Annotated in this window: 17 protein-coding genes; 3 read left to right on the forward strand and 14 right to left on the reverse strand. The window is 65.0% G+C overall.

The annotated features are described in order from the left end of the window. Position 1: 1 nt before the first annotated feature. The 8 genes from hflK to HELO_RS13060 all read right to left on the reverse strand — a co-directional run bounded on the left by hflK (position 2) and on the right by HELO_RS13060 (position 9,535). A complete protein-coding gene (gene hflK, locus HELO_RS13025; protein ID WP_013333118.1) occupies positions 2-1,219 on the reverse strand; it encodes an FtsH protease activity modulator HflK in 1,218 nt (405 codons plus the stop codon). A gap of 107 nt (positions 1,220-1,326) precedes the next feature. Continuing rightward, a complete protein-coding gene (gene hflX, locus HELO_RS13030) occupies positions 1,327-2,643 on the reverse strand; it encodes a ribosome rescue GTPase HflX (RefSeq protein ID WP_013333119.1) in 1,317 nt (438 codons plus the stop codon). Positions 2,644-2,651: 8 nt separating this feature from the next. Further along, the gene (gene hfq / locus HELO_RS13035) at positions 2,652-2,903 is read right to left on the reverse strand and encodes an RNA chaperone Hfq (RefSeq protein WP_013333120.1); all 252 of its coding nucleotides are present in this window, start codon (positions 2,901-2,903) and stop codon (positions 2,652-2,654) included. Positions 2,904-3,027: 124 nt separating this feature from the next. Beyond that, positions 3,028-3,966: a tRNA (adenosine(37)-N6)-dimethylallyltransferase MiaA gene (miaA, locus tag HELO_RS13040; protein ID WP_013333121.1), complete on the reverse strand. Its 939-nt coding sequence runs from the start codon at positions 3,964-3,966 to the stop codon at positions 3,028-3,030. A gap of 15 nt (positions 3,967-3,981) precedes the next feature. Further along, entirely contained in the window at positions 3,982-5,967 is a 1,986-nt protein-coding gene (gene mutL / locus HELO_RS13045; protein WP_013333122.1) for a DNA mismatch repair endonuclease MutL, read from the reverse strand. A gap of 103 nt (positions 5,968-6,070) precedes the next feature. After that, positions 6,071-7,495, reverse strand: coding sequence for an N-acetylmuramoyl-L-alanine amidase (locus tag HELO_RS13050; protein ID WP_049786238.1), 1,425 nt, complete (start codon positions 7,493-7,495; stop codon positions 6,071-6,073). Between the two features lie 23 nt (positions 7,496-7,518). Then, a complete protein-coding gene (tsaE, locus tag HELO_RS13055; RefSeq protein WP_041602136.1) occupies positions 7,519-8,022 on the reverse strand; it encodes a tRNA (adenosine(37)-N6)-threonylcarbamoyltransferase complex ATPase subunit type 1 TsaE in 504 nt (167 codons plus the stop codon). Continuing rightward, entirely contained in the window at positions 8,003-9,535 is a 1,533-nt protein-coding gene (locus HELO_RS13060) for a bifunctional ADP-dependent NAD(P)H-hydrate dehydratase/NAD(P)H-hydrate epimerase (RefSeq protein ID WP_013333124.1), read from the reverse strand. Before HELO_RS13060 ends, tsaE begins: the two co-directional genes overlap by 20 nt. A gap of 103 nt (positions 9,536-9,638) precedes the next feature. On the opposite strand from HELO_RS13060, the gene queG reads away from it, so the two are divergent. After that, positions 9,639-10,766 carry a tRNA epoxyqueuosine(34) reductase QueG gene (gene queG / locus HELO_RS13065; protein WP_013333125.1) on the forward strand — a complete coding sequence of 376 codons (1,128 nt, stop codon included), beginning with the start codon at positions 9,639-9,641 and terminating at the stop codon, positions 10,764-10,766. Here the strand turns inward: queG and serS are convergent. Next, the gene (gene serS, locus HELO_RS13070) at positions 10,753-12,033 is read right to left on the reverse strand and encodes a serine--tRNA ligase (RefSeq protein ID WP_041602610.1); all 1,281 of its coding nucleotides are present in this window, start codon (positions 12,031-12,033) and stop codon (positions 10,753-10,755) included. The genes queG and serS overlap by 14 nt on opposite strands. Before the next feature lie 222 nt (positions 12,034-12,255). Between serS and HELO_RS13075 the strand changes: the two genes are divergently transcribed. Next, positions 12,256-14,076, forward strand: a complete 1,821-nt coding sequence (locus tag HELO_RS13075) for a cation:proton antiporter (protein ID WP_013333127.1) — start codon at positions 12,256-12,258, stop codon at positions 14,074-14,076. Between the two features lie 54 nt (positions 14,077-14,130). Here HELO_RS13075 and trpC read toward each other — a convergent pair whose 3' ends face one another. From trpC to HELO_RS13100, 5 genes are all read right to left on the reverse strand, one after another. Next, a complete protein-coding gene (gene trpC / locus HELO_RS13080) occupies positions 14,131-14,925 on the reverse strand; it encodes an indole-3-glycerol phosphate synthase TrpC (protein ID WP_013333128.1) in 795 nt (264 codons plus the stop codon). A gap of 22 nt (positions 14,926-14,947) precedes the next feature. Then, positions 14,948-15,967, reverse strand: a complete 1,020-nt coding sequence (gene trpD, locus HELO_RS13085; protein WP_013333129.1) for an anthranilate phosphoribosyltransferase — start codon at positions 15,965-15,967, stop codon at positions 14,948-14,950. Between the two features lie 210 nt (positions 15,968-16,177). Beyond that, positions 16,178-16,759, reverse strand: a complete 582-nt coding sequence (locus HELO_RS13090; RefSeq protein ID WP_013333130.1) for an anthranilate synthase component II — start codon at positions 16,757-16,759, stop codon at positions 16,178-16,180. 1,778 nt (positions 16,760-18,537) lie between these two features. Continuing rightward, a complete protein-coding gene (trpE, locus tag HELO_RS13095; protein ID WP_013333131.1) occupies positions 18,538-20,025 on the reverse strand; it encodes an anthranilate synthase component I in 1,488 nt (495 codons plus the stop codon). A 258-nt stretch (positions 20,026-20,283) separates the two neighbouring features. Continuing rightward, positions 20,284-20,949, reverse strand: coding sequence for a phosphoglycolate phosphatase (locus tag HELO_RS13100; protein WP_041602137.1), 666 nt, complete (start codon positions 20,947-20,949; stop codon positions 20,284-20,286). Positions 20,950-21,050: 101 nt separating this feature from the next. Here HELO_RS13100 and HELO_RS13105 point away from each other — a divergent pair, with 101 nt between their 5' ends. Beyond that, positions 21,051-22,349: an NAD(P)/FAD-dependent oxidoreductase gene (locus HELO_RS13105; RefSeq protein ID WP_013333133.1), complete on the forward strand. Its 1,299-nt coding sequence runs from the start codon at positions 21,051-21,053 to the stop codon at positions 22,347-22,349. Positions 22,350-22,448 lie beyond the last annotated feature (99 nt).

Here is a 22,448-nt window from a genome sequence, read left to right on the forward strand (position 1 = left end):
TTCAGCGACCCTCCCTGCGAACGCTGCTACTGCTGTTGCTGCTGTTCGAGCTGGATGAGGACTGGGTGGAACGCAGACGCTCAAGCAGTTGCGGGTCCACCTCGGCCTCGCCGTCGCTCGACTTGCTGTCCGTGCCGCTGCGCTTGAGGCGATCCATCGGCAGGACCATCAGAGGACTCTGCTCGCTGACGTCGACCATGACTTTCGGCGTCTCGCTGTAGACATCGGACAAGGTATCCAGATAGAGGCGTTCACGCATGATCGCCGGTGCATCCTGATACTGGGTCAAGAGAGCATTGAAGCGGTTGGCCTGACCGCGCGCCTCGGCCACCACCGATTCGCGATAGCCCTGGCCCTGCTCGACGATACGCTGGGCCTGGCCCTGGGCGGCGGGAATCACCGCATTGGCATAGGCCATGGCCTGGTTGATGGTGCGCTGACGGTCCTCGCGGGCCCGGATCACGTCATCGAAGGCATCCTGCACGGCGTCGGGGGGCGAGGTGGACTCGACGTTCAACGTCTGCAGCACGATGCCGGTGCCATAGCTGTCCAGATAGGACTGCAGGCGGCTGTTGACCGAGCTGCCGAGAATCTCGCGGCCCGAGGTCAGGATATCGATCATGTCGGTGCCGCCCACCACGTGGCGCAGCGCGGAGTCCAGCGCATTTTCCAGGCTGAGCTCGGGGTCGCGCACATTGAGCACGTAACCACGCGGGTCGGAGACCTGATACTGGGCCGAGATCTCGACGGAGACGATGTTCTCGTCCTGGGTCAGCATCGACTGGGTCTGGCTGACCGAACGCACCCGGGTCACATTGACCATGCGGACGTCATCGATCAACGGCGGATTCCATTGCAGACCCGGCGTCACGGTTTCCTGGTACTTGCCGAAACGCAGCACCACGCCACGCTCGGACTGGTCGACCAGGTAGAAGCCCGAGGCGGCCCAGACGGCCAGCGCCACGATCAGCAGCAGCCCCGGCAAGGCGAAGGTATTGCGCGGCTTGCCACCACCGCCGGAACCGCCGCCATTGCCGCCGCGCTTGCCGCGACCGCCCAGCATGCCGTTGAGCTTGTTCTGAAATTTCTTCAGGGCCTCATCGAGATCCGGGGGGCCCTGATTGCCGCCCCCCTTGCCTCCATTGCCGTTGCCACCACGGCGGCCCCCACCACTCCAGGGGTCATGCTGGTTGCCGCCACCAGGCTCATTCCAGGCCATACGTCGTCTCCACTATGCGTTGCGTGCCGTCGCATCGCGACGGGCATCGTTGCGATCCTTGTAGCGTCATCGATGTGGGTGGACACCGATCGACGCCCGAAGGCGACTCACTGTTCCCAGACGGGACCTTCCTGCAATTCCTCCGGCAGGTAATCGTTGGCGCTCTCGCCAAGACGTGCCATCAATTGCAGGAAATCACGTCGCGGCAGCCGTATCTCGAGCAGGGTCCGCCCCTGCTCGTCGAAGCGTTCTTCGCGCACCGCCCCCAATTCGTGAAGGCTGGCCCGCAGCTTGCCCTGGGCAGGTGCCAGGGTGATGTCGAAGTCGATGATATCGTCGGCCAGGCACTCCGAAAGAGCCTGTTCGAACAATTCCAGCCCGCGACCGTCGCGGGCCGACAGCCACACCGCCTCGGGTCGTCCCTCGGCATTGCGCTCGATGCGCGGCGCGCTGTCGAACAGATCGACCTTGTTCATCACCTTGAGCGTCGGCACGTCCAGCGCACCGATCTCATCCAGCACCTCTTCCACCTGGGTCACGTTGAGGTCGCGATCCGGGTCCGCGGCGTCGATCACGTGAACCAGCAGGCTCGCCTCGGCGGCTTCCTGAAGGGTTGCCTGGAAGGCTTCCACCAGCTTGTGCGGCAGATGCCGGATGAACCCCACGGTATCGGCCAGCACCACCGGCCCCACGTCTTCGACCTCGAGACGCCTCAAGGTGGGGTCGAGGGTAGCGAACAGCTGGTCCGCCGCATAGACCCTCGACTCGGTCAGAGCGTTGAACAGCGTCGACTTGCCGGCATTGGTATAGCCGACCAGCGACACGCTGGGAATCTCGGCACGCGAGCGGGCACGGCGATTCTGACCACGCTGGCTACGCACCTTGTCCAGGCGCTTGTGAATGGCCTTGATGCGGCCACGCAGCAAGCGACGGTCGGTCTCGAGCTGGGTTTCCCCCGGGCCGCGCAGACCGATACCGCCCTTCTGACGCTCCAGGTGGGTCCAGCCACGCACCAGCCGGGTCGACATGTACTCCAGCTGGGCCAGCTCCACCTGCAGCTTGCCCTCATGGGTCCGCGCCCGCTGCGCGAAGATATCCAGGATCAGCCCGGTGCGATCCAGCACACGGCACTTGAGCGCCTGCTCGACATTACGCTCCTGGGAGGGGCTGAGGGCGTGATTGAAGATCACCAGCTCGGCCTGGTGGACCGCCAACGCTTCGCGAACCTCTTCCAGCTTGCCCGAACCGATGAAGAAACGCGGATCGGGCCGGCCGCGACTGCCGGTCAGCAGCGTGGCCGGCTCCGCGCCGGCCGAGCGCACGAGTTCGAGAAATTCCCCGGAATCCTCGCGCTCGTTTTCGTCCTGGAAGTCCACATGGACGAGTACCGCCGTCTCACCGGCGTCGGGACGTTCGAAAAACAATCAATACCTCACGCGTTGCTATCCGACTGCTCGGACACGTCGCTCGCCGGCAGGCGCACGTTACGCGACGGCACCACCGTGGAGATGGCATGCTTGTAGACCATCTGGCTGACCGTGTTGCGCAGCAGGATGACGAACTGGTCGAAGGACTCGATCTGGCCCTGCAGCTTGATGCCGTTGACCAGGAAGATCGACACCGGAATGCGCTCCTTGCGCAGTACGTTCAGGTATGGATCTTGAAGGGACTGTCCTTTGGACATGTTGCTCTCCCTAATTATCTCTTATGGGGTTGATAGTGTTATTGGGTGCCCACCTCATTTCCCGAGGTGGCACTCTTGCCCGGTGGAGCCCGATCGACCGGTCTCATGGAACGCTCATCTTACGCTAACTGCTGAATTCACGCACCAATTTCAAGACACGATCGAGTGGTTCGCCGGCCAGGATGTCGACCCAATGCAGTTCTGGCCAGCCACGCATCCAGGTCAACTGGCGCTTGGCCAGCTGCCGCGTGGCAACGATCCCCCGGCGCCGAAACGCCTCTCGGTCGCCCTGTCCTTCCAGGTACTCCCAAGCCTGACGATAGCCCACGCTCTTCATCGCCGGTAGTCTCGCATGCAGGTCGTCCCGAGCCTTCAGGCCGGCCACCTCATCGAGAAATCCCGCCTCGAGCATGGCGTCGAAACGTGCCGCTATCCGTGAGTGCAGCACACTTCGATCAGCCGGAGCGAGCCCTATCGACAGCACTCGCCAGGGAAAGGTTTCCGGCTGTTGTTCATCCCAGTGCTCGGTGAGCGGGCGCCCGCTGATTCGATAGACCTCCAGCGCCCGCGTCAGGCGCTGGGGATCGTTGGGATGAATGCGTCGCGCGGCGCGCGGATCGACACGTGCCAATTCTTCATGCAGCTCGCTCAGTCCGCGCCTTTCGACTTCCCGGTCCAGCTCGGCCCGGATCTCCGGATCCCCCGATGGCAGATTGGGCTCCCCCACCCAGAGTCGCTGGTAGTACATCATGGTGCCACCCACCAGCAAGGGTACACGACCGGCGTCGGTGATGCGGCGCATCTCGCGACGTGCATCCTCGCGAAACGCCGCCGCCGAATAAGGATCGGCCGGATCGCGGATATCGATCAGGCGGTGCGGGGCCCGCGCCAGCTCCGTCGGCGACGGCTTGGCACTGCCGATGTCCATGCCACGATAGACCATCGCCGAGTCGACGCTGATCAACTCGCAGCCCAGTCGTTCGTGCAGGGCGATGGCCATGTCGGTCTTGCCCACGGCAGTCGGCCCCATCAGGAAGATGGCCGGCGGGCGAGTGTCGCTCATGAAGTCTCCGTCGGATCACTGGCCTCTCAGGAACAATCGATCCAGTTCCTTGAGACTCATCTCGGTCCAGGTGGGACGGCCATGGTTGCATTGGCCGCTGCGCTCGGTGCGCTCCATGTCACGCAGCAGCGCGTTCATCTCCGCCGTCGTCAGCTGGCGGTTGGCCCGCACGCTGCCATGGCAAGCCATGGTCGACAGCAGTTCGTTGATATGAGCCTCGAGCCGGTCGGAACGCCCGTAACGCTCGAGATCGCCCAGCATGTCGCGCACCAGCGGCTCGACATCGGCATCGACCAGCAGGGCCGGTACCTGGCGCACCAGCAGCGTCTCCGGGCCGGCCACGTCGAGCTCCACACCCAGACGCGAGAAGGCCTCGCGCTCGGCCTCGGCGGTGGCCACTTCGGCGGCGCTGGCTGCCAGGGAAACCGGCACCAGCAGTGGCTGGGCCTGCAGGCCGCCTCCATTGCCGGCCTCGCCATGCACCTGTGCCTTCATGCGTTCGTAGACGATACGTTCATGGGCGGCGTGCATGTCCACCACCACCAGGCCACGCTCGGTCTGGGAGAGGATGTAGATGCCGTGCAGCTGGGCCACGGCATAGCCCAGGGGCGGCGCCTTGGTGGCATCTTCCTCTGGCATCGCCGGGGCGGGGGCCGGGCTGGATGTCGCCGCCGCAGGCGATGCCTCGCGTTCGGCCAGCGCCACCTCGGCGGCATTGCCGCCCGCTCCCGGCGCGGACGGCTGCGGGGTCAGCAGGCTCTCTTCATGCTCCGGGTGCAAGGCGCGATAGCCTTCCATGAAGGCCCGCACCCGATCCGGCGTCACCTTCTGCCCGTCACTCTCGTCACGCCCGTGCAAGGCCATCGGCTGCTGCTGCCAGCGTCCGGCGGACTCGGCCACCTCGCTGGCCGCTGGCGCTGAGGCTTGCGACGCACTCTCCCCGGCCGGCGACTCTTCCGTCACCCGTCCCTCTCCCGGCTGGCCGGCGCGTGCCTCGCCTAGTGCCCGATGCAAGCTGGAAAACAGGAAGTCGTGCACCATGCGGCCATCGCGGAACCGCACCTCATGCTTGGTCGGGTGCACGTTGACGTCCACCACCGTGGGGTCGACCTCCAGATACAGCACGAATACCGGATGCCGGCCGTGGAAGAGCACATCGCGATAGGCCTGACGAATGGCATGAGCCACCAGTCGGTCGCGCACGACCCGGCCATTGACGAAGAAGTATTGCTGGTCGGCCTGGGCCCGGGAATGGGTCGGCAGGCCGACCCAACCCCAGAGGCGCAGGCCACCGGTCTCGATGTCCAGGTGCAGGGCGTTTTCCAGGAAGGCCTTGCCGAGCAGCGCCTGCAGGCGACGCTCGTGACCGACCAGATCACCGCCCGGGCTCAGTTGGTGGATGGTCTTCTGGTTGTGGCGCAGCACCCAGCCGAGGTCCAGGCGTGACAAGGCCTGGCGGCGAAACGCCTCCTCCACGTGACCGAACTCGGTCTTCTCGGTGCGCAGGAACTTGCGGCGTGCCGGCGTATTGAAGAACAGGTCGCGCACCGTCACCGAGGTGCCGCGCGGGTGCGGTGAAGGGGTGACCCGAGGCTCCATTCGGCGCCCTTCCACCACCACTCGCCAGCCGCTGGTCGGGTCGTCATCGACATTGGACATCAACTCCAGGCGCGACACCGAACTGATCGAGGCCAGCGCCTCGCCCCGAAAGCCCAGGCTCGCCACGCCCTCGAGATCATCCAGGGAGGCGATCTTGCTGGTGGCATGGCGCGACAGGGCCAGCGGCAAGTCCTCCTCGCCGATACCGACACCGTCATCGCGCACCCGGATCAGCCGCGCCCCGCCAGACTCCAGCTCCACCTCGATGCGTCGGCTACCGGCGTCGATGGCGTTCTCGACCAGCTCCTTGACCACCGAGGACGGCCGCTCGACCACCTCACCCGCGGCGATCTGGTTGGCCAACCGCGGATCGAGAACCTGGATATGCTGTCTGTCTGTCATATTACTCCACTCGATCCGTAAGCCGGATGCTCAATCCACCTTGTCTTGATGCAAGAGGTTCTCTTATAGCTTGAAGCTTACGGCTTCACGCTCTCCAAAGGGATCAAGAACTCGGTATCCTCAGCACCTGCCCGACCCGAATGACATCGCCATTGAGCTCGTTGGCCTGGCGAAGCTGGCCTACCGGCACGTTGTGTCGGGCAGCGATCTCGGACAGGGTATCACCGGGCTGAATCCGATACTCGTCTCCGGCACCTCCTCTGCCCTGATCACGCTGCCATGCCAGCAGGCTGGCCGGCGGCGGGTTGCGCTCGAAATGCGCCCGAATGCCACCGAAGACCGCCTGCATCATGCGCTGCTGATAGCCACCATCACGCAGCCGTTTCTCTTCCTGTGGATTGGAGATGAACCCCGTCTCGACCAGCAGCGAGGGAATGTCCGGCGACTTGAGTACCACGAAACCGGCCTGCTCGACCCGGGACTTGTGCAGATCGTTGATGCGTCCCAGGCGATCCAGCACCTGTCCTCCGATGGTCAAGGAATCGTTGAGGGTTGCGGTCATCGTCAAGTCGAGCAGCACGCCGCGCAGCACCTCATCCTTGTCGTCCAGCGACAGGTTGCCATCCACGCCACCGATCAGGTCCGAGCGATTCTCCGTTGCCGCCAGCCACTTGGCGGTCTCCGAAGTCGCACCACTCTGGGAAAGCGCGAATACCGAGCTGCCATGCGGTCGCGGGCTGTTGAAGGCGTCAGCATGGAGCGAGACGAAGAAGTCGGCCTTCTGCTCCCTGGCAATATGCGTACGCTGACGCAGCCCGACATAATAGTCGCCGTCGCGGATCATCACGGCCTTGAAGCCTTCGGCGGCATTGATCAGTCGCGACAGGCGCTTGGCCATCTCCAGCACCACGTCCTTCTCGCGGGTGCCGCTGGGTCCGGTGGCACCGGGATCCTCGCCGCCATGCCCGGCATCCACGGCGATGATGATATCGCGCTTGGGATGCGGCTGGGCCTTCTCGACCACCGGCGTCACGGTATCCGGGTCGCGCCCCTCGGCCACGGCCTCGGTCTGGGCACGTGAAGCGGCAATCTCCTGCTCGCGGATCTTGGCCTCGATGGGATCGATGGGGTCCTCCACGGCGCTCTCGCCGGGGTACTCCAGATCCACCACCAGGCGATGGCCATACTGTTCGTTGGGCTCCAGGGTGAAGTGGCGCGGCTCGATCGGCCGCGACAGCTCCAGCACCACCCGCAGGTCATCGCCATTGCGCACCCCAGAGCGCACCTCGCTGATGGCGCTGCCGGACAGATCCAGGTGATCGATATCGGCCTCGAGATGACTGTCCTGCAGGTCGATGACCAGCCGACGCGGATCGTCCAGCGTGAACACCTCCGCCGAGGCCGGTGCCGACAGGTCGAAGACCAGGCGCGAGTGGTCGGGCGCCGCCCAGAGGCGCAGGTTGTCGACACTGGCGGCCTCGGCGCACAACGGCACCAACAGCGCCAGCGACACCAGCCAGCGAAGCATGTTACGACGCAATATCCTTTTCCTCATGAAACGTCTTCGTCCGTGCCGGCAATGGAACCATCGATCCGGGCGACATCCGCCGCCAGCCGCTCAAGCACTTCGCGCCCTTTCTCGGTCTCGGCCGACAGGCTCGCCAGGCGCCCCTGCCCTTCCAGCGTCAAGTGCACCCGCAGGTCGGGCGCGGGCAGCCAGCCCTCTCCCCTGCCGGGCCACTCGATCACGCACAACGCGTCTTCGCCGAGCAGGTCACGCCCGCCGATAAACTCCAGTTCCTCGGGGTCACCGAGGCGATAGAGATCGAAGTGGTGCACTCGCGCCTGGGCCAGCTCATAGGGCTCCACCAGCGTGTAGGTGGGACTCTTGACCGCGCCCTGGTGACCATAGGCACGCAGGATGCCACGAGTCAGCGTCGTTTTCCCGGCGCCGAGCTCCCCTTCCAGGTAGACCCGCCCCCGGCCGGCCAGCGCCCGACCGAGGCATTCGCCCAGCGCGACCTGGCGGTCTTCATCAGCGAGTTGCAACCGCATCGTCTTCGTCCATCGTCGGGTTGACCAGAATTCGCGCACAGGATGCCAGATCGCCGGCCAGCAGGCCACGCTCACCGCCTTGCCGGGCCGCCATGTCGGCGGCCAGGGCATGCACCAGCACACCAAGACGGGCAGCCATCTCCAGCGACAGCCCCTGGGCGACCAGGGCCCCGAGCATGCCGGAGAGCGCATCGCCCATGCCGCCACTGGCCATGCCCGGATTGCCGCAGGGGCACACCGCCAGTCCGGCGGGGCCGGCCACCAGGCTCCCGGCGCCCTTGAGCACCACCACGCCACCGAAACGCTGTTGCAATGCCTGGGCCGCCGCCGGTCGGTCCGCCTCCACGTCGGCCGTGCCGATGCCCAGCAGGCGAGCCGCCTCGCCGGGGTGCGGCGTGAGGATCCAGTCATCGCGCCACTGCCCGGCCAAACGCTCGGCGAGCAGGTTGAGAGCATCGGCATCCACCACCAGGGGGCGTTCGGCGGCCAGGGCCGCCTGCAGCATGGCCTGCCCCCAGCTGCCGCGCCCAAGGCCCGGGCCGACGACCAGCACATCCGCCTTTTGCGGCAGCTCACCGAGATCGGCGAGACCACGCACTCCATGCGCCATGACCTCGGGCCGGCGAATCAGGCTCGCGGCGACATGGGCGGGATCGGTGGCCAGGCTCACCTTGCCGGCGCCGAGCCGGGCGCATGCCTCGGCGGCCAGCAGGCCCGCACCGCCCATGCCGGTCGCACCGCCGAGCACCAGGGCGTGTCCCATCGCGCCCTTGTGGGCATTGCGCTCGCGAGGCGGCAACAGCGCCGCGATCAGGGCCCGGCCGAGCCGCCATGCCGCCGGTGTCATACCCTCGAATGCCTCGCGGGGTGCCGCCAGATCATCCACGACCAGTTTGCCGACCCGGGCCGGCCCCCGTCCGGTATGCAAGCCGAGCTTGTCGCCGATGAAGGTGATGGTATGGGTGGCGCGCACCGCCTCGCCCAGTTCGGCCCCGGTGTCGGCATGCAGTCCGGAGGGAATGTCGATGGCCAGCACCGGCCGACCGCTGGCATTGATGGCCGCGATGGCCGAACGGGATGCCCCGCGTACCTCGCCGGCCAGCCCCGTGCCGAGCAGGGCATCCACCACCAGCTCGCCGCTCAGCGTCGTGCCGTCCTTCCATGGCTGACGACCGACACCGGCGGCATCGGCCATCTCGGCGGCCCGGCGGGCATCGCCCTCGAGCGACTCCACGGGCTTGACGAGGATGCGTTGTACCGAGAGCCCTTCGGCGGCCGCCAGGGCGGCCAGCACATGACCATCACCGCCATTGTTGCCGCCACCGCACAGCACGCTCAGGTGGCGCACCTCCGGCCAGGTGGCGCGCAGGTAGCGCCAGGCCGACGCCGCGGCACGCTGCATCAGCGCGAACCCCGCCACGCCGGAGGCGATGACGCGCCGATCCAGCTCGCGCACCTGCTCGGCACGATACAGCGCTCGGCCCCTGTGATCTTCCGGTGGCGCTTGTGTCATTCGCTATTCCCCCAGCACACGATGCTTTACCATGTGAAGTGTGTCTTTTCCCCCGCCGGACGCCAAGCGTCGTGGCGCCATTCTGCGTGGTGTTTGCTCGATCATGTCCCAGCCGTCTGCTCAAGGCGACGCCTCTCCCGACCTCCAGGCCCTGGCCGAGTCGATCAAGACCTGGGGCCGTGAACTCGGTTTCCAGCAAGTCGGCATCACCGATGTCGACCTGGCCGAGGACGAGGCCCGCCTGCAACGCTGGCTGGACGCAGGCCACCATGGCGAGATGCACTTCATGGCCAAGCACGGCACCAAGCGCACCCGCCCCGAGGAGCTGGTGCCCGGCACGGTGCGGGTGATCAGCGTGCGGCTCGACTACCTGCCGCCCGAGGTCGAAACGACCCGAATGCTGGCCCGCCCGGAGAAGGCCTACGTCTCGCGCTATGCCGTGGGGCGCGACTACCACAAGCTGATGCGCAAGCGTCTGGCCACGCTGGCCAAGCAGATCCAGGACGAGATCGGTCCCTTCGGCTATCGCGCCTTCGTCGACTCGGCGCCGGTGATGGAACGCGCGCTGGCGCGCAAGGCGGGCCTGGGCTGGGTCGGCAAGAACGCCATGATCCTCAACCCCAAAGCGGGCTCGCTGTTCTTTCTCGGCGAACTCTACACCGACCTGCCCCTGCCGGTGGATCCGCCCTATGAAGGCGCCCACTGCGGCAGCTGCAACGCCTGCCGCACGGGCTGCCCCACCGATGCCATCGTCGAGGATGGCGTCGTCGACTCACGCCGTTGCATCTCCTATCTCACCATCGAGCTGCATGGGGCGATTCCCGAAGAATTCCGCGCCGCCATGGGCAATCGCGTCTTCGGCTGCGACGACTGCCAACTGGTGTGCCCCTTCACCCGCTTCACCCGGGTCAGCCGCGAGCGTGACTTCGCGCCCCGCCACGACCTCGACCGCGCCGACCTGGTCAGCCTGTTCGCCTGGAGCGAGGAAGAGTTTCTCGACAAGACCGCCGGCAGCCCCATTCGGCGCATCGGCTACGAGCGCTGGCTACGCAACCTGGCGGTGGGCCTGGGCAACGCGCCCTGGAGCGAAAGCGTCGAATCCGCCCTGCGGGCGCGTCTGGCCTATCCGTCGGACCTGGTGCGCGAGCACGTCCGCTGGGCCCTGGAGCGCCAGCGGGAGAAGCGTAATGATGTGATCGCCGTCGAGGCTTCACCCCTCACGCAACATTGATCGTTTCCATGCCGCCCATGTAGGCGCGCAGCGCTTCGGGCACGCTGATCGAGCCATCGGCGTTCTGGTGATTCTCCATCACGGCGATCAGGCAGCGCCCCACCGCCAGCCCGGAACCGTTCAGGGTGTGCAGCAGCTGCGGCTTCTTCTCGTCGGGATGACGGAAGCGCGCCTGCATGCGGCGGGCCTGGAAGTCTTCGCAGTTGGACACCGAGGAGATCTCGCGGTAGGTCTCCTGGCTCGGCAGCCAGACTTCCAGGTCATAGGTCTTGGCGGCACCCGCGCCCATGTCGCCGGTGCACAGTGTCACGACACGATACGGCAGATCGAGCGCCTGGAGGATCGCCTCGGCGTGACCGCGCATTTCCTCGAGGGTGTCATAACTGGTCGACGGCTCGACCAGTTGCACCATCTCGACCTTGTCGAACTGGTGCTGGCGAATCATGCCCCGGGTATCGCGCCCGTGGGATCCGGCCTCGCTGCGGAAACACGGCGTATGGGCGGTCAGCCGCACCGGCAACGCCTTGTGCTCGATGATCTCGTCGCGCGCGAAATTGGTCAGCGGCACCTCGGCGGTGGGAATCAGGCGATAGCCGCGCTCGTCCTCGAGGCGGAACAGGTCCTCGCCGAACTTGGGCAGCTGGCCGGTTCCGTACAGCGAGTCGTCGTTGACCATGTAAGGGACATAGCACTCCTCGTAGCCATGCTCGAGGGTCTGCTTGTCAAGCATGAACTGGGTGAGAGCGCGATGCAGGCGGGCGATGGTGCCTCGCATCACCGCGAAGCGCGCGCCAGTCAGCTTGGATGCCAGGTCAAAGTCGAGCTGGCCGGTCTGGGCGCCCAGGTCGACGTGATCGCGAATCTCGAAGTCGAAGGTGCGCGGCGTGCCCCAGCGATGCAGTTCGACGTTGTCATCCTCGCTCTGCCCCTCCGGCACGCTCTCGTGGGGCAGGTTGGGCAGGCCGCTGACCTGCTCGTCCCACTCCGCCTGTACCTCGGCGAGACGCGTCTTGGCCGCGTCGAGGCGATCGCCGAGATCGCTCACCTCGTCGAGCAGCGGCTGAATGTCCTCGCCATTGGCCTTGGCCTTGCCGATCGACTTGGAGCGCGTGTTGCGCTCGTTCTGCAACCGCTCGGTCTCGGCCTGCAGTTCACGGCGCCGGGACTCCAGCGCGGCAAGTCGTTCGGTATCGAGAGCGAAACCTCGCTTGGCCAGTCGTTGGGCAACGCCCTCGAGGTCGCTGCGCAGCAGTTTGGGATCGAGCATGGAATCCTGTCCGTCGATGAAGTAAAGCGGCAAACACAAGGCGCCCATTGTAGGCAAAAGCCCGCCCTCGCGCCACGCCGCCGGGGCTCAGGCACGGCAGCATGGCACTCGATCAAGATACTTCATCGCGCCGATGGATTGCATGTCGGAGTCGACGACGCTAGGCTGCGCGGCCCCTTGTTCTCCCCGACTTGTTTCCCGAACTGATGGAGCGCGACACTCATGGAGCATGCCGGCTTCGACCTGGCAATGATCGGCCTGCTGGCGCTGGTCTGCCAATGGCTTGCCTGGCAGCTTAAGCTGCCGGCCATTCTGATGTTGCTGGTCGCCGGCATCGCCGCCGGTCCCGTTACGGGTCTGCTCGATCCCGACGCCATGTTCGGCGATCTGCTGTTTCCGCTGGTCTCGCTGGCGGTGGCAGTGATCCTCTTCGAGGGCAGCCTGACGCTGGACTTCCGCGAACTTGGCGGCCATGGCCGCACGGTACGGCGCCTGGTCACCTGGGGCGCCCTGATCACCGCGGTGATCGGTACCGTCGCCGCCCACCTGCTGCTGTCGCTGTCATGGGAGATGGCCAGCGTGCTGGGTGCGCTGCTGGTGGTCACCGGACCGACCGTGGTCCTGCCCATGCTGCAGACCCTGGGGGCCCGCCAGCACCTGACCCAGATCCTGCGCTGGGAAGGCATCCTGATCGACCCGGTGGGCGCCATCGGCGCCGTGCTGGTCTATGAGTACGTCGCCCTGGGCTCGGGGTCGACGGGGGCCGCCACCCACACCCTGGTGCTGTTCGGCAAGACGGCCCTGATCGGCTTCGGCCTGGGGGTCGGTGGCGGCTATCTCTGGGGACTGGTACTGCGCCGCCACTGGCTGCCGCGTCAGTTGCACAGCTTCGGCACCCTGATGATGATGCTGACGCTGTTCTCGATCTCCAACCTGCTGTTCCATGAGTCGGGCCTGCTCACGGTCACGGTCATGGGCGCCTGGCTGGCCAATATGCGCGGCGTGCCGACCCGCCCCATCATCGAGTTCAAGGAAACGCTCTCGGTGCTGCTGATCTCGGGCCTGTTCATCCTGCTGGCCGCGCGACTCACCGTGGAGCAATTGGCACTGCTGGGCTGGCCGGCCTGGGCCTTCCTGTTCGTGCTGGTCGGCGTGGCGCGCCCGCTGATGGTCTGGGTCTGTACCCTGGGCAGCCACCTGAATCTTCGCGAGAAGGCCCTGCTGGCATTCATCTCGCCGCGCGGCATCGTGGCCGCCGCCACCGCTTCGCTGTTCTCCCTGCGCCTGGAAGAGATCGGCATGCCCGGCGCGGAAATGCTGGTGCCGGTGACCTTTCTGGTGATCATCAGCACGGTGGTCGGCCAGAGCCTGCTCTCCCGGCCGCTGGCGGACTGGCTGGGCGTACGTCGCCCGTCGCCGGATGGCGTGCTGATCATCGGGGCCAACCCGGTGGCGCGACAGGTCGGCCAGCAGTTGCGCGCCTCGGGTGTCAGCGTGGTGCTCACCGACAGCAACTGGGACGCCATCCAGGAAGCCAAGGCGCTGGGGCTGACCACCTACTACGGCGATCCGCTGTCGGAACACGCCGCCCAGCACCTGGAGCTCAGCAACATCGGCTACCTGCTGCCCTTGTCGCCCTATCGGGAGCTCAACGACCTGGCGGCCCTGCACTTCGAGCATCTGCTGGGGCGCGATCGGGTATTCCGGCTGGCTGTGGATGAAGGACGCAGCGCCAACCGTCCTCACGGTCAGGCCCTGAGTCACCTGCCGCTGCTGTTCGGTCGCGACGTGACGTTCGCCCGTCTCTCGCGACTGGTCGCCGAGGGCGGCGAAGTGCAACGCATCCACTTCGGCGAAAAGTGTCGCCTGGACAAGCAGCGGCGCCGGCATGCCGGACGCTGGCTGCCACTGCTCAGCATCGGCCAATCGGGGCGGGTACGCCTGGCCACCGCCGAAAGCGGGGTAGCCCCCAAGCGCGGCGATACCCTGGTCAGCCTGATCTTCGCCGACTCGCCGGCACTCGATGAACCCCTGATGTCCTGACCCGCGATGACCGGCCGCCGCTGGCGGCCGGCTCGCTCGACAAGACCTGGCGGTTCAGAAGAACAACCGGCGCAGCGACTCTCCCGGATCCTCCTCGCGCATGAAGGCCTCGCCCACCAGGAAGCCGTGCACATCGTGCTCGCGCATGCGCAGGACATCGTCCCGGGTGTGGATGCCCGACTCGGTGACCACCGTGACATCGGCCGGAATCCGCCCGAGCAGCTCCAGGGTCGTTTCCAGCCGGGTCTCGAAGGTGTGCAGGTCGCGGTTGTTGATGCCCACCAGCGACAAATCCAGCGCCAGCGCCCGCTCCAGCTCATGGACGTCGTGCACCTCGACCAGCACGTCCATGCCGAGCTCGCTGGCCTGGCGGTGCAAGTCGGCCAGACGGGCATCGTCCAGCGCGGCGACGATCAGCAGGATACAGTCGGCACCGATGGCGCGGGCCTCGCTGACCTGATAGCCGTGGGTGATGAAGTCCTTGCGGATCACCGGCAGCGAGCAGGCCTCGCGGGCCGCGATGAGGTCGTCCTCGTGGCCCTGGAAGAAATCGGCGTCGGTGAGCACGGAAAGGCAGGCGGCGCCCCCTGCCTCATAGCGCGCAGCGATCTCGTCGGGCCGAAAGTCCTCACGAATCACGCCACGCGAGGGCGAGGCCTTCTTGATCTCGGCGATCACGGCCGGGTCGCCGTCGAGCATGCGCGCTTCCAGGGCGCCGATGAAGCCGCGCGGCGCGCTCATCTCACGTGCCAGGGACAGCAGCTCGGGCTCGGATACCGCGCGACGGCGCTCGGCAACTTCCTCGTCCTTGCGGGCCAGGATGCGGGTCAGAATGGTGGGTGTGGTCATATCATGCTCCGGGGAAACGGCCCTACTGGGCGAAGACGCGCGTGAAGTTGGCCAGTTCCTTGAGTTTCTCCAGGGGCAACTTGGAAGCCTGGGCATCCTGGGCCATGGCCACCCCTTCCTTGAGGGTATCGGACACGCCGGCGGCATAGAGCGCCGCGCCGGCATTCAGTGCAACGATATCCGCCGCCGGGCCATCGCCCACCAGGGCCTTCTCGACCAGGCGCAGGCTGTCCTCGGCCGTCTGCACCTTAAGCGCTTCCAGCGACTGGCGCTCGATGCCGAAGTCCTCGGGGGCGATAGTGTACTCTTTGATCTCGCCGTCCTTGAGCTCGGCGATCCGCGTCGGCGCGGCCAGCGAGATCTCGTCCAGCCCGTCCTCGGCCCACGCCACCAGCACGTGCTCACTGCCCAGGCGTCGCATGACGTCCGCCATCAGCGGCACCAGCTCGGCTGAATACACGCCCAGCAACTGATTGGGCGCTCCGGCCGGGTTGGTCAGCGGCCCGAGGATATTGAACAGGGTGCGCACCCCCATCTCGCGACGCGGCCCCACGGCATGGCGCATGGCCGGATGGTGATTGGGCGCGAACATGAAGCCGACACCGACCTCTTCGATGCAGCGCCCCACCTGGACGGGATCCAGATCCAGCCCGATGCCCGCCACGGAGAACAGATCGGCACTGCCCGAGGATGAGGAAACGCCCCGATTGCCGTGCTTGGCGACATGGGCACCGCCGGCGGCAGCCACGAAGCTGGAGGCGGTGGAAACGTTGAACAGGTTGGCGCCATCGCCGCCGGTACCGACGATGTCCACCACGTTCTCGACGTTCAGCGTCACCGGCTTCATCAGCTCGCGCATCACCTGAGCGGCGGCGCTGATCTCTTCGGCGGACTCGCCCTTCATCGCCATGCCCATCAGGAAGGCGGCGACCTGAGCGTCCGAAGCCTCACCGGTCATGATCGCCATCATCACCCGATGGGTCGCGTCATAGCTCAGATCTTCCCGGCGCATCACCGCGCCGATGGCATCTCGCATCTGCATGGCAGGTTCTCCTTGCCTTTCCTTGATCCGACGTATCTCGGAGGATAGTCAGATTGGTCGCTCCCCAGAGAAAGCGCTGATTCATGTCGTGAGCGATGAGAGGCTGGTCGCCGCCGGAACGCAAAAGCCGCAGTTTACATACCAGAAAATGAGGACATTGAGTACCGCCGGCGGCCAGGATCTCAAGCGCAACAATAAATCGGTGTTTTCCTAACCGCGCTCGAGAAAATTCATCAACAACTCATGGCCCTGGCGGGTCAGGATCGATTCGGGATGAAACTGCACGCCTTCGATGTCCAGCTCGCGATGGCGCAGCCCCATGATCAGCCCCGGCGTGACGTCGTCTTCATCGGTCCAGGCCGTCACTTCCAGGCAATCCGGCAGGCCGTCGCGCCCCACCACCAGGGAGTGGTAACGCGTGACCTCCAGGGGATTCTCGAGTCCGGCGAACACGCCGCGGCCATCGTGGCGAATGCGCGATGTCTTGCCATGCATGACCTGGGGCGCCCGCTGCACCTCGCCACCATACACCTGGCCAATGGCCTGGTGGCCAAGGCAGATGCCGAGGATCGGCAGCCGGCCGGCGAAGTGGCGCACGGCCTCCATGGAGATTCCCGCCTCGTTGGGCGTGCAGGGACCGGGCGAGATCACCAGATGGCTGGGCGCCAGCGCCTCGATCTCCGCCACGCTGATGGCATCGTTGCGATGGGTGACCACCTCCGCCCCCAGCTCACCGAGGTACTGGACGATGTTGAAGGTGAAGCTGTCGTAGTTATCGATCATCACGATCATGTCGGGCATAAGCTCCTGATTCTAATAAGCCATTCGGCTCGATCACTGGGATCTTACTCACATTCTTACCCATATGCCCGAATCATCCTTTCCGCGAGCCGACAGATACAAAAATGCCGCCTCGCGGGCGGCACTGATGTTCAGACACGCGAAAGCCGCCCCTTCAATCGTAGAGGCGCCACTGCTTTGAGCTTGCTGTAGTGGATATAGTCATGGCGATATACTGTGGCGCTGGACAGGTGCTGTCAAGACGATCTGCCTCGATGGCAGCTATCCACTTCCCGCCCTCTGTCTCACGAGTCGCCAACTGTTTCACGCTAACGCCGGGTGGTATCGGGCCCTTTCTCTCCCCCAACCACACCCGAGCCCAAGAGCAAAATTGTGAAGCCATACATCGACGGCTCGATACCACGCCCTTTAGCAGTCCATCGATGCACTCGCAGGCACCGCCCCCAGGCATAGGCACTCTGGTGCCTTGATCACTCAGGACCAGCAGGGCAACACAGGACCCAGAGCAGCGATGACCTTGTCATTATGAGCCGGCCGGGCCGCACATTTCGTTCCGAGACGTTGACAGTCAACCTTCAAACACCGATGAAAACATGAACTTTTTTGGCCATTACAGCGACCCAAGCCTTCGATAGGCTACTGGCCAATGGGAATGAATGCATCCAAGGTGATGAGATGAGGGGTGTTCGGCACCCCTCCATCTTCTGGCACATCGATCGTCTGTTTTTTCGGCAACAACACACCCATTTCCTGAGCTTTTCCTCGACATTGAGGCTGGTGATGCGCATAGCTCGAATAGGCTCTGAATAGCGTAATAAAACGAAGAACTACATTAGGGGCGGGGGAGATAATGTCAATCGCAAATGATCTTTTTGAGCAACTTCTAGCAGATAATTGGCAGGAAGTCATGCCAGGCGGGGAGAGAGGTCCTAACACGAAGACCCCCATGACCATTGAAGTGGCATTACTACGAGAGCTCAGGTCATTACGACTACATGGCAAGCTCATTCTGGATAAATATGTGATTACGTGGCCAACAGATGCCTCCGATCAACGCAATCTTTCATCCTTTCTCGAAACGGGGCCGCAGGGGGTGATTCGCCGCGTCGCATGGCGAAGACACATCAAATACTACTAAAGTCATTGACGAGACTGCGAATCGGTCATCACAAGGCTCTCATGACATGTCGTCTTGGCGGCAGACCTGGCCCGGCCATATGACGCAGGCATCACACTCCGAGCATCGCATCCCCCATGTGAGCCACTCAGGATGCCTGAACCGTCGTGTACAAAATTTCGACACTCCGAACTTCGGGCATTTCTGCGTATCCAGACCTCATGAATATCGTTTCCGCTCCCGAAGCGACCCTCCCTCCCAGATCTTCTGATCCTTTCAACAGCGGGCTCCAGCTATAGTCGGGGATATCACCAACGAGCGCGTAGTGGATTTGGCCAGCTATCGGTCTCAGGTGAACCAGCTGAACACTTCACAATGACCAGGCTGTGAGACTGGACAGTTCGGGACGTTCGGTCTTCTCAGGCAATTTCCGTCGCCAGCTGTACCGCCACTGTCTGCATACGACGAGCTTCACCCGCCCTCCATCTTCCGCGCCCGCGTTACCCAAGATCGAAAAGAAACGCTTCAGGGCAGGCGGTCGATGTCACATCTCCCCCTGAAGCGATAGATACAAAAATGCCGCCTCGCAGGCGGCACTGATGTTCAGACACGTGCAATTAGAGGTCTGTAGTGGAGATAGCAGTCAAGGCGCTCACGAGAGGTTGTCCAGGCCGCGCTCGGCCATGGCCACGGCGCGGAACAAGGCACGACGCTTATTGATGGTTTCCTGCCATTCGTCATCGGGGTCGGAGTCGGCAACGATGCCGCCGCCGGCCTGGACGTGCAGTTCGCCATCCTTGATCACTGCGGTGCGGATGGCGATGGCGGTATCCATGTTGCCATGCCAGGAGAGATAGCCCACCGCGCCGGAATAGATGCCGCGCTTGACCGGCTCCAGCTCGTCGATGATCTCCATGGCACGCACCTTGGAGGCCCCGGACAGGGTTCCCGCCGGGAAGGTGGCACGCAGGGCGTCCATGGCCGTCATGCCTGGCCGCAGGCGGCCGGTGACCTGGGAGACGATGTGCATGACATGGGAGTAGCGCTCGATGGCCATGTTGTCGGTGACCGTTACCGACCCTGGCTCGCAGATGCGCCCCACGTCGTTGCGGCCGAGGTCGATCAGCATGACGTGCTCGGCGATCTCCTTGGGGTCGTTCAGCAGGTCGGCCTCCAGGGCCCTGTCCTGCTCCTCGGTGGCGCCGCGCGGCCGGGTGCCGGCGATGGGCCGCACCGTGACCTCGCCTTCCTCGAGTCGCGTCAGGATCTCCGGCGACGAACCGACCACATGATGGTCGCCGAGGTTGAGGAAGAACATGTAGGGCGACGGATTGAGACTGCGCAGGGCGCGGTAGAGATCCAGGGGCGGCGCCTGATAGGGAATGGACATGCGCTGCGACGGCACGCACTGCATCACGTCGCCGGCTTTCACATATTCCTTGATGCGCTCCACCGCCGCCTTGTAGCCCGCCTCGCTGAAGCTGGCGTGGAAGTCGTCCTCCGAGATGTCATGACGGCCGGTACCGGGGCTGCGGCCCTCCAGCACCACGCCACGCAGCCGCTCCTCCAGCGCCTCGAGCCGCTCGACCGCCCGGGCATGGGCGTTCGGCTCGGCGGGGTCGGCGTGAGTCCACAGTGTCAGGCGCCCCGAGAGGTTGTCGAAGACCACCAGATCGTCGCAGACCATCAGCAGGATATCCGGCACGCCGAGCGGGTCGGGCTTCTCCACGCCGCGCAGCCGCGGCTCGATGTAGCGGATGGTGTCGTAGCCGAAGTAGCCCACCAGGCCGCCGTCGAAACGCGGCGTATCATCCAGTTGAGGCACCTTGAAGCGTGCCTGGAACTCCTCGATCCAGGTCAGCGGGTCCTCGACCTCGACGGCACCGCTACCCTGCCCATCGACGATGTGCTCGACGCTGAAGCCGCGCACCTCGATGCGTTCGCGGCACGGCAGGCCGATGAACGAATAGCGCCCCCACTTCTCGCCGCCCTGGACGGACTCCATCAGGAAGGTCCAGGGCGCGTCGGCGAGCTTGAGATAGGTGGAGAGCGGCGTATCGAGATCCGCCAGGACCTCGCGGGTGACGGGGATGCGGTTATAGCCGGCGTCGGCCAGCTCTTGAAAACGTTCGGGGGTCATCATCTGCCCTGTGCCTCACGGTGGCGAAAAACTCGCGGTGAAGAGAAACGTGACGGGTCGAGTGACGGCAGAGCCGCCTCAGCGTGCGAGCGTCACCATCGCCAAGCGCCCTTCAGCATGCAGGGCTCGAGAGATCTTGCGGCGTCACGGAGGGCAAAGGCATCCAGCGTCATGCGGGTGTCCATACGGGCAGGTAATCCGGAAAACCCGGGGCATAATGGTTGGGCCCAAGGGCTCGTGGCAGGGGCCAGAATCACCCTAAACGAGTTCCTTCAGCGATTCAACCACGCCATCCGGCCCGCTGGCAGCCACCGGTTCACCGTGATTGTAACCGTAAGGTACCGCCAGGGTGCGAAAGCCTGCCGCCCGTCCGGCGGCGATATCGTGTCGCGAGTCGCCGACCATCAGACAGCTCGAGGGCGGCACCGCGAAGCGCTCGGCGGCATGGGTCAACGGCAGAGGATCGGGCTTGCGGCGCACCAGGCTGTCGCCGCCCAGGCAGAGCGAGAAATGCCCGCCCAGCTCGAAATGCTCGAGGATCGGCGCGATGAAGGCCTCGGGCTTGTTGGTCACCAGCACCAGAATCCTCCCCGTGCCGCGCAAGGCATCCAGCGCCTCGCGCACGCCGGGATAGAGCCGGGTGGCGCTGCAGGGCCGTTGTGCATAGTGCACCAGGAAACGGTCATGGGCCTGCCGGCAAAGTTCGGGATCGGCATCCCGCCCCTGGGTATCGCGCAGGGCCCGCTCGATCAGCACCATCGAGCCATTGCCGACCCAGTCCCGCACCTTCCGCTCTCCCGGTGCGGGCATTTCCAGATCACCCAGGGCGTCATCCACCGCTGCCGCCAGATCGGGTACGGAGTCCACCAGAGTTCCGTCGAGGTCGAAGGCGACGAGTCGAATCCCGTCGAGCAGTGGGTGCATGCCAATGTCTCCTTTCATTCGGCTATATCCCGGATGGGGAATGGGCAGGACCCGTCCGGGCGCTTATGCTGGTACTCCCATTTTCGCAGGAGCTTATCAAGATGAGCATACCAAGAATCGTGGTCGTCGGCGGTGGTGCCGGTGGTCTGGAGCTGGTGACCCGCCTGGGGCGCCGCCTGGGTCGTCGCGGACGCGCCGAGATCGTGCTGGTGGATCGCCACGCCACGCACATCTGGAAGCCCTTGTTGCATGAAGTGGCTACCGGCGTCCTGGATTCCGGGCTGGACGAGATATCCTACCAGGGCCATGCCCGCGCCAACGGTTACCGCTTTCAGCGTGGCACTCTGGAGGGGCTGGATCGGGAAGCGCGCACCCTCACCCTGGCCCCGATTCTCGATGACGACGGTCAGGAAGTGCTTCCGTCACGTACCCTGCCCTACGACGAGCTGGTCATGTCGGTGGGCAGCGTCAGCAACGACTTCGGCACGCCGGGCGTCAGCGAACACTGCCACTTCCTCGACAGTCCCGGCCAGGCCGAGGCATTCCGCAAGGACATGCTCAATGTATTCTTGCGCTACAACGCCCCGCAGCAGGACACCCAGACCCGCATGGTGGTGGGCATCGTCGGCGCCGGCGCCACCGGAGTGGAGCTTGCCGCCGAGCTCTACGACGCCTCCCAGATGCTGCACAGCTACGGCTTTACTCCCCTGGAGAGCGAACACCTCGAAGTCCACCTGATCGAGGCCGCACCGGGCATCCTGCCCGCCCTGCCAGACCGCATCAGCCAGGCAGTGCACACCGAGCTCGAGCGCCTGGGCGTGCAGGTCCATGTGTCGACCCGCGTGACCCGGGTCGAGCCCTCGGCCATCATCACCGCCGACGATCAGCGTATCGAGACGGACCTGAGCGTCTGGGCTGCCGGCATCAAGGCACCCGCCTTCCTGTCCGAGTTGGGGCTCTCCACCGAGCGCAACCACCGCATCAAGGTCGAATCGACGCTGCAGAGCATCGACGATCCGCACATCTTCGCCTTCGGCGATTGCGCAAGTTGCCCCCAGGAGGATGGTTCCCAGGTGCCGCCGCGCGCCCAGGCCGCCCACCAGCAGGCCAACCGGCTGTACAAGAACCTGCTCGCCCGACTCGACGGCAAGCCGCTCAAGCCCTTCGTGTTCCGTGATCGCGGTTCGCTGATCTCGCTGGCACACTTCGACGCCGTCGGCAGCCTGATGCGCGGCGCCTCAGCGCGCAGCCTGTTCATCGAGGGCCACCTGGCGAAGTTCTTCTATGCCTCGCTGTACCGGATGCACCAGCGCGCCATCCACGGCTCCCTGAAGACCGGGCTGATGGTCGTGGTGGACGGCCTCAACCGCTTCTTGAAGCCGCGCATGAAACTCCACTGAGCGCGACGCTCGGCATCATACGAAAAGGGCCGCCGGCATAGCCGGCGGCCCTTGTCATTGGGACCACGGTGGAAGGCGGCGGCCGGCGACAGGCCTTTG

The organism is Halomonas elongata DSM 2581, from assembly GCF_000196875.2.
Lineage (GTDB): Bacteria > Pseudomonadota > Gammaproteobacteria > Pseudomonadales > Halomonadaceae > Halomonas > Halomonas elongata.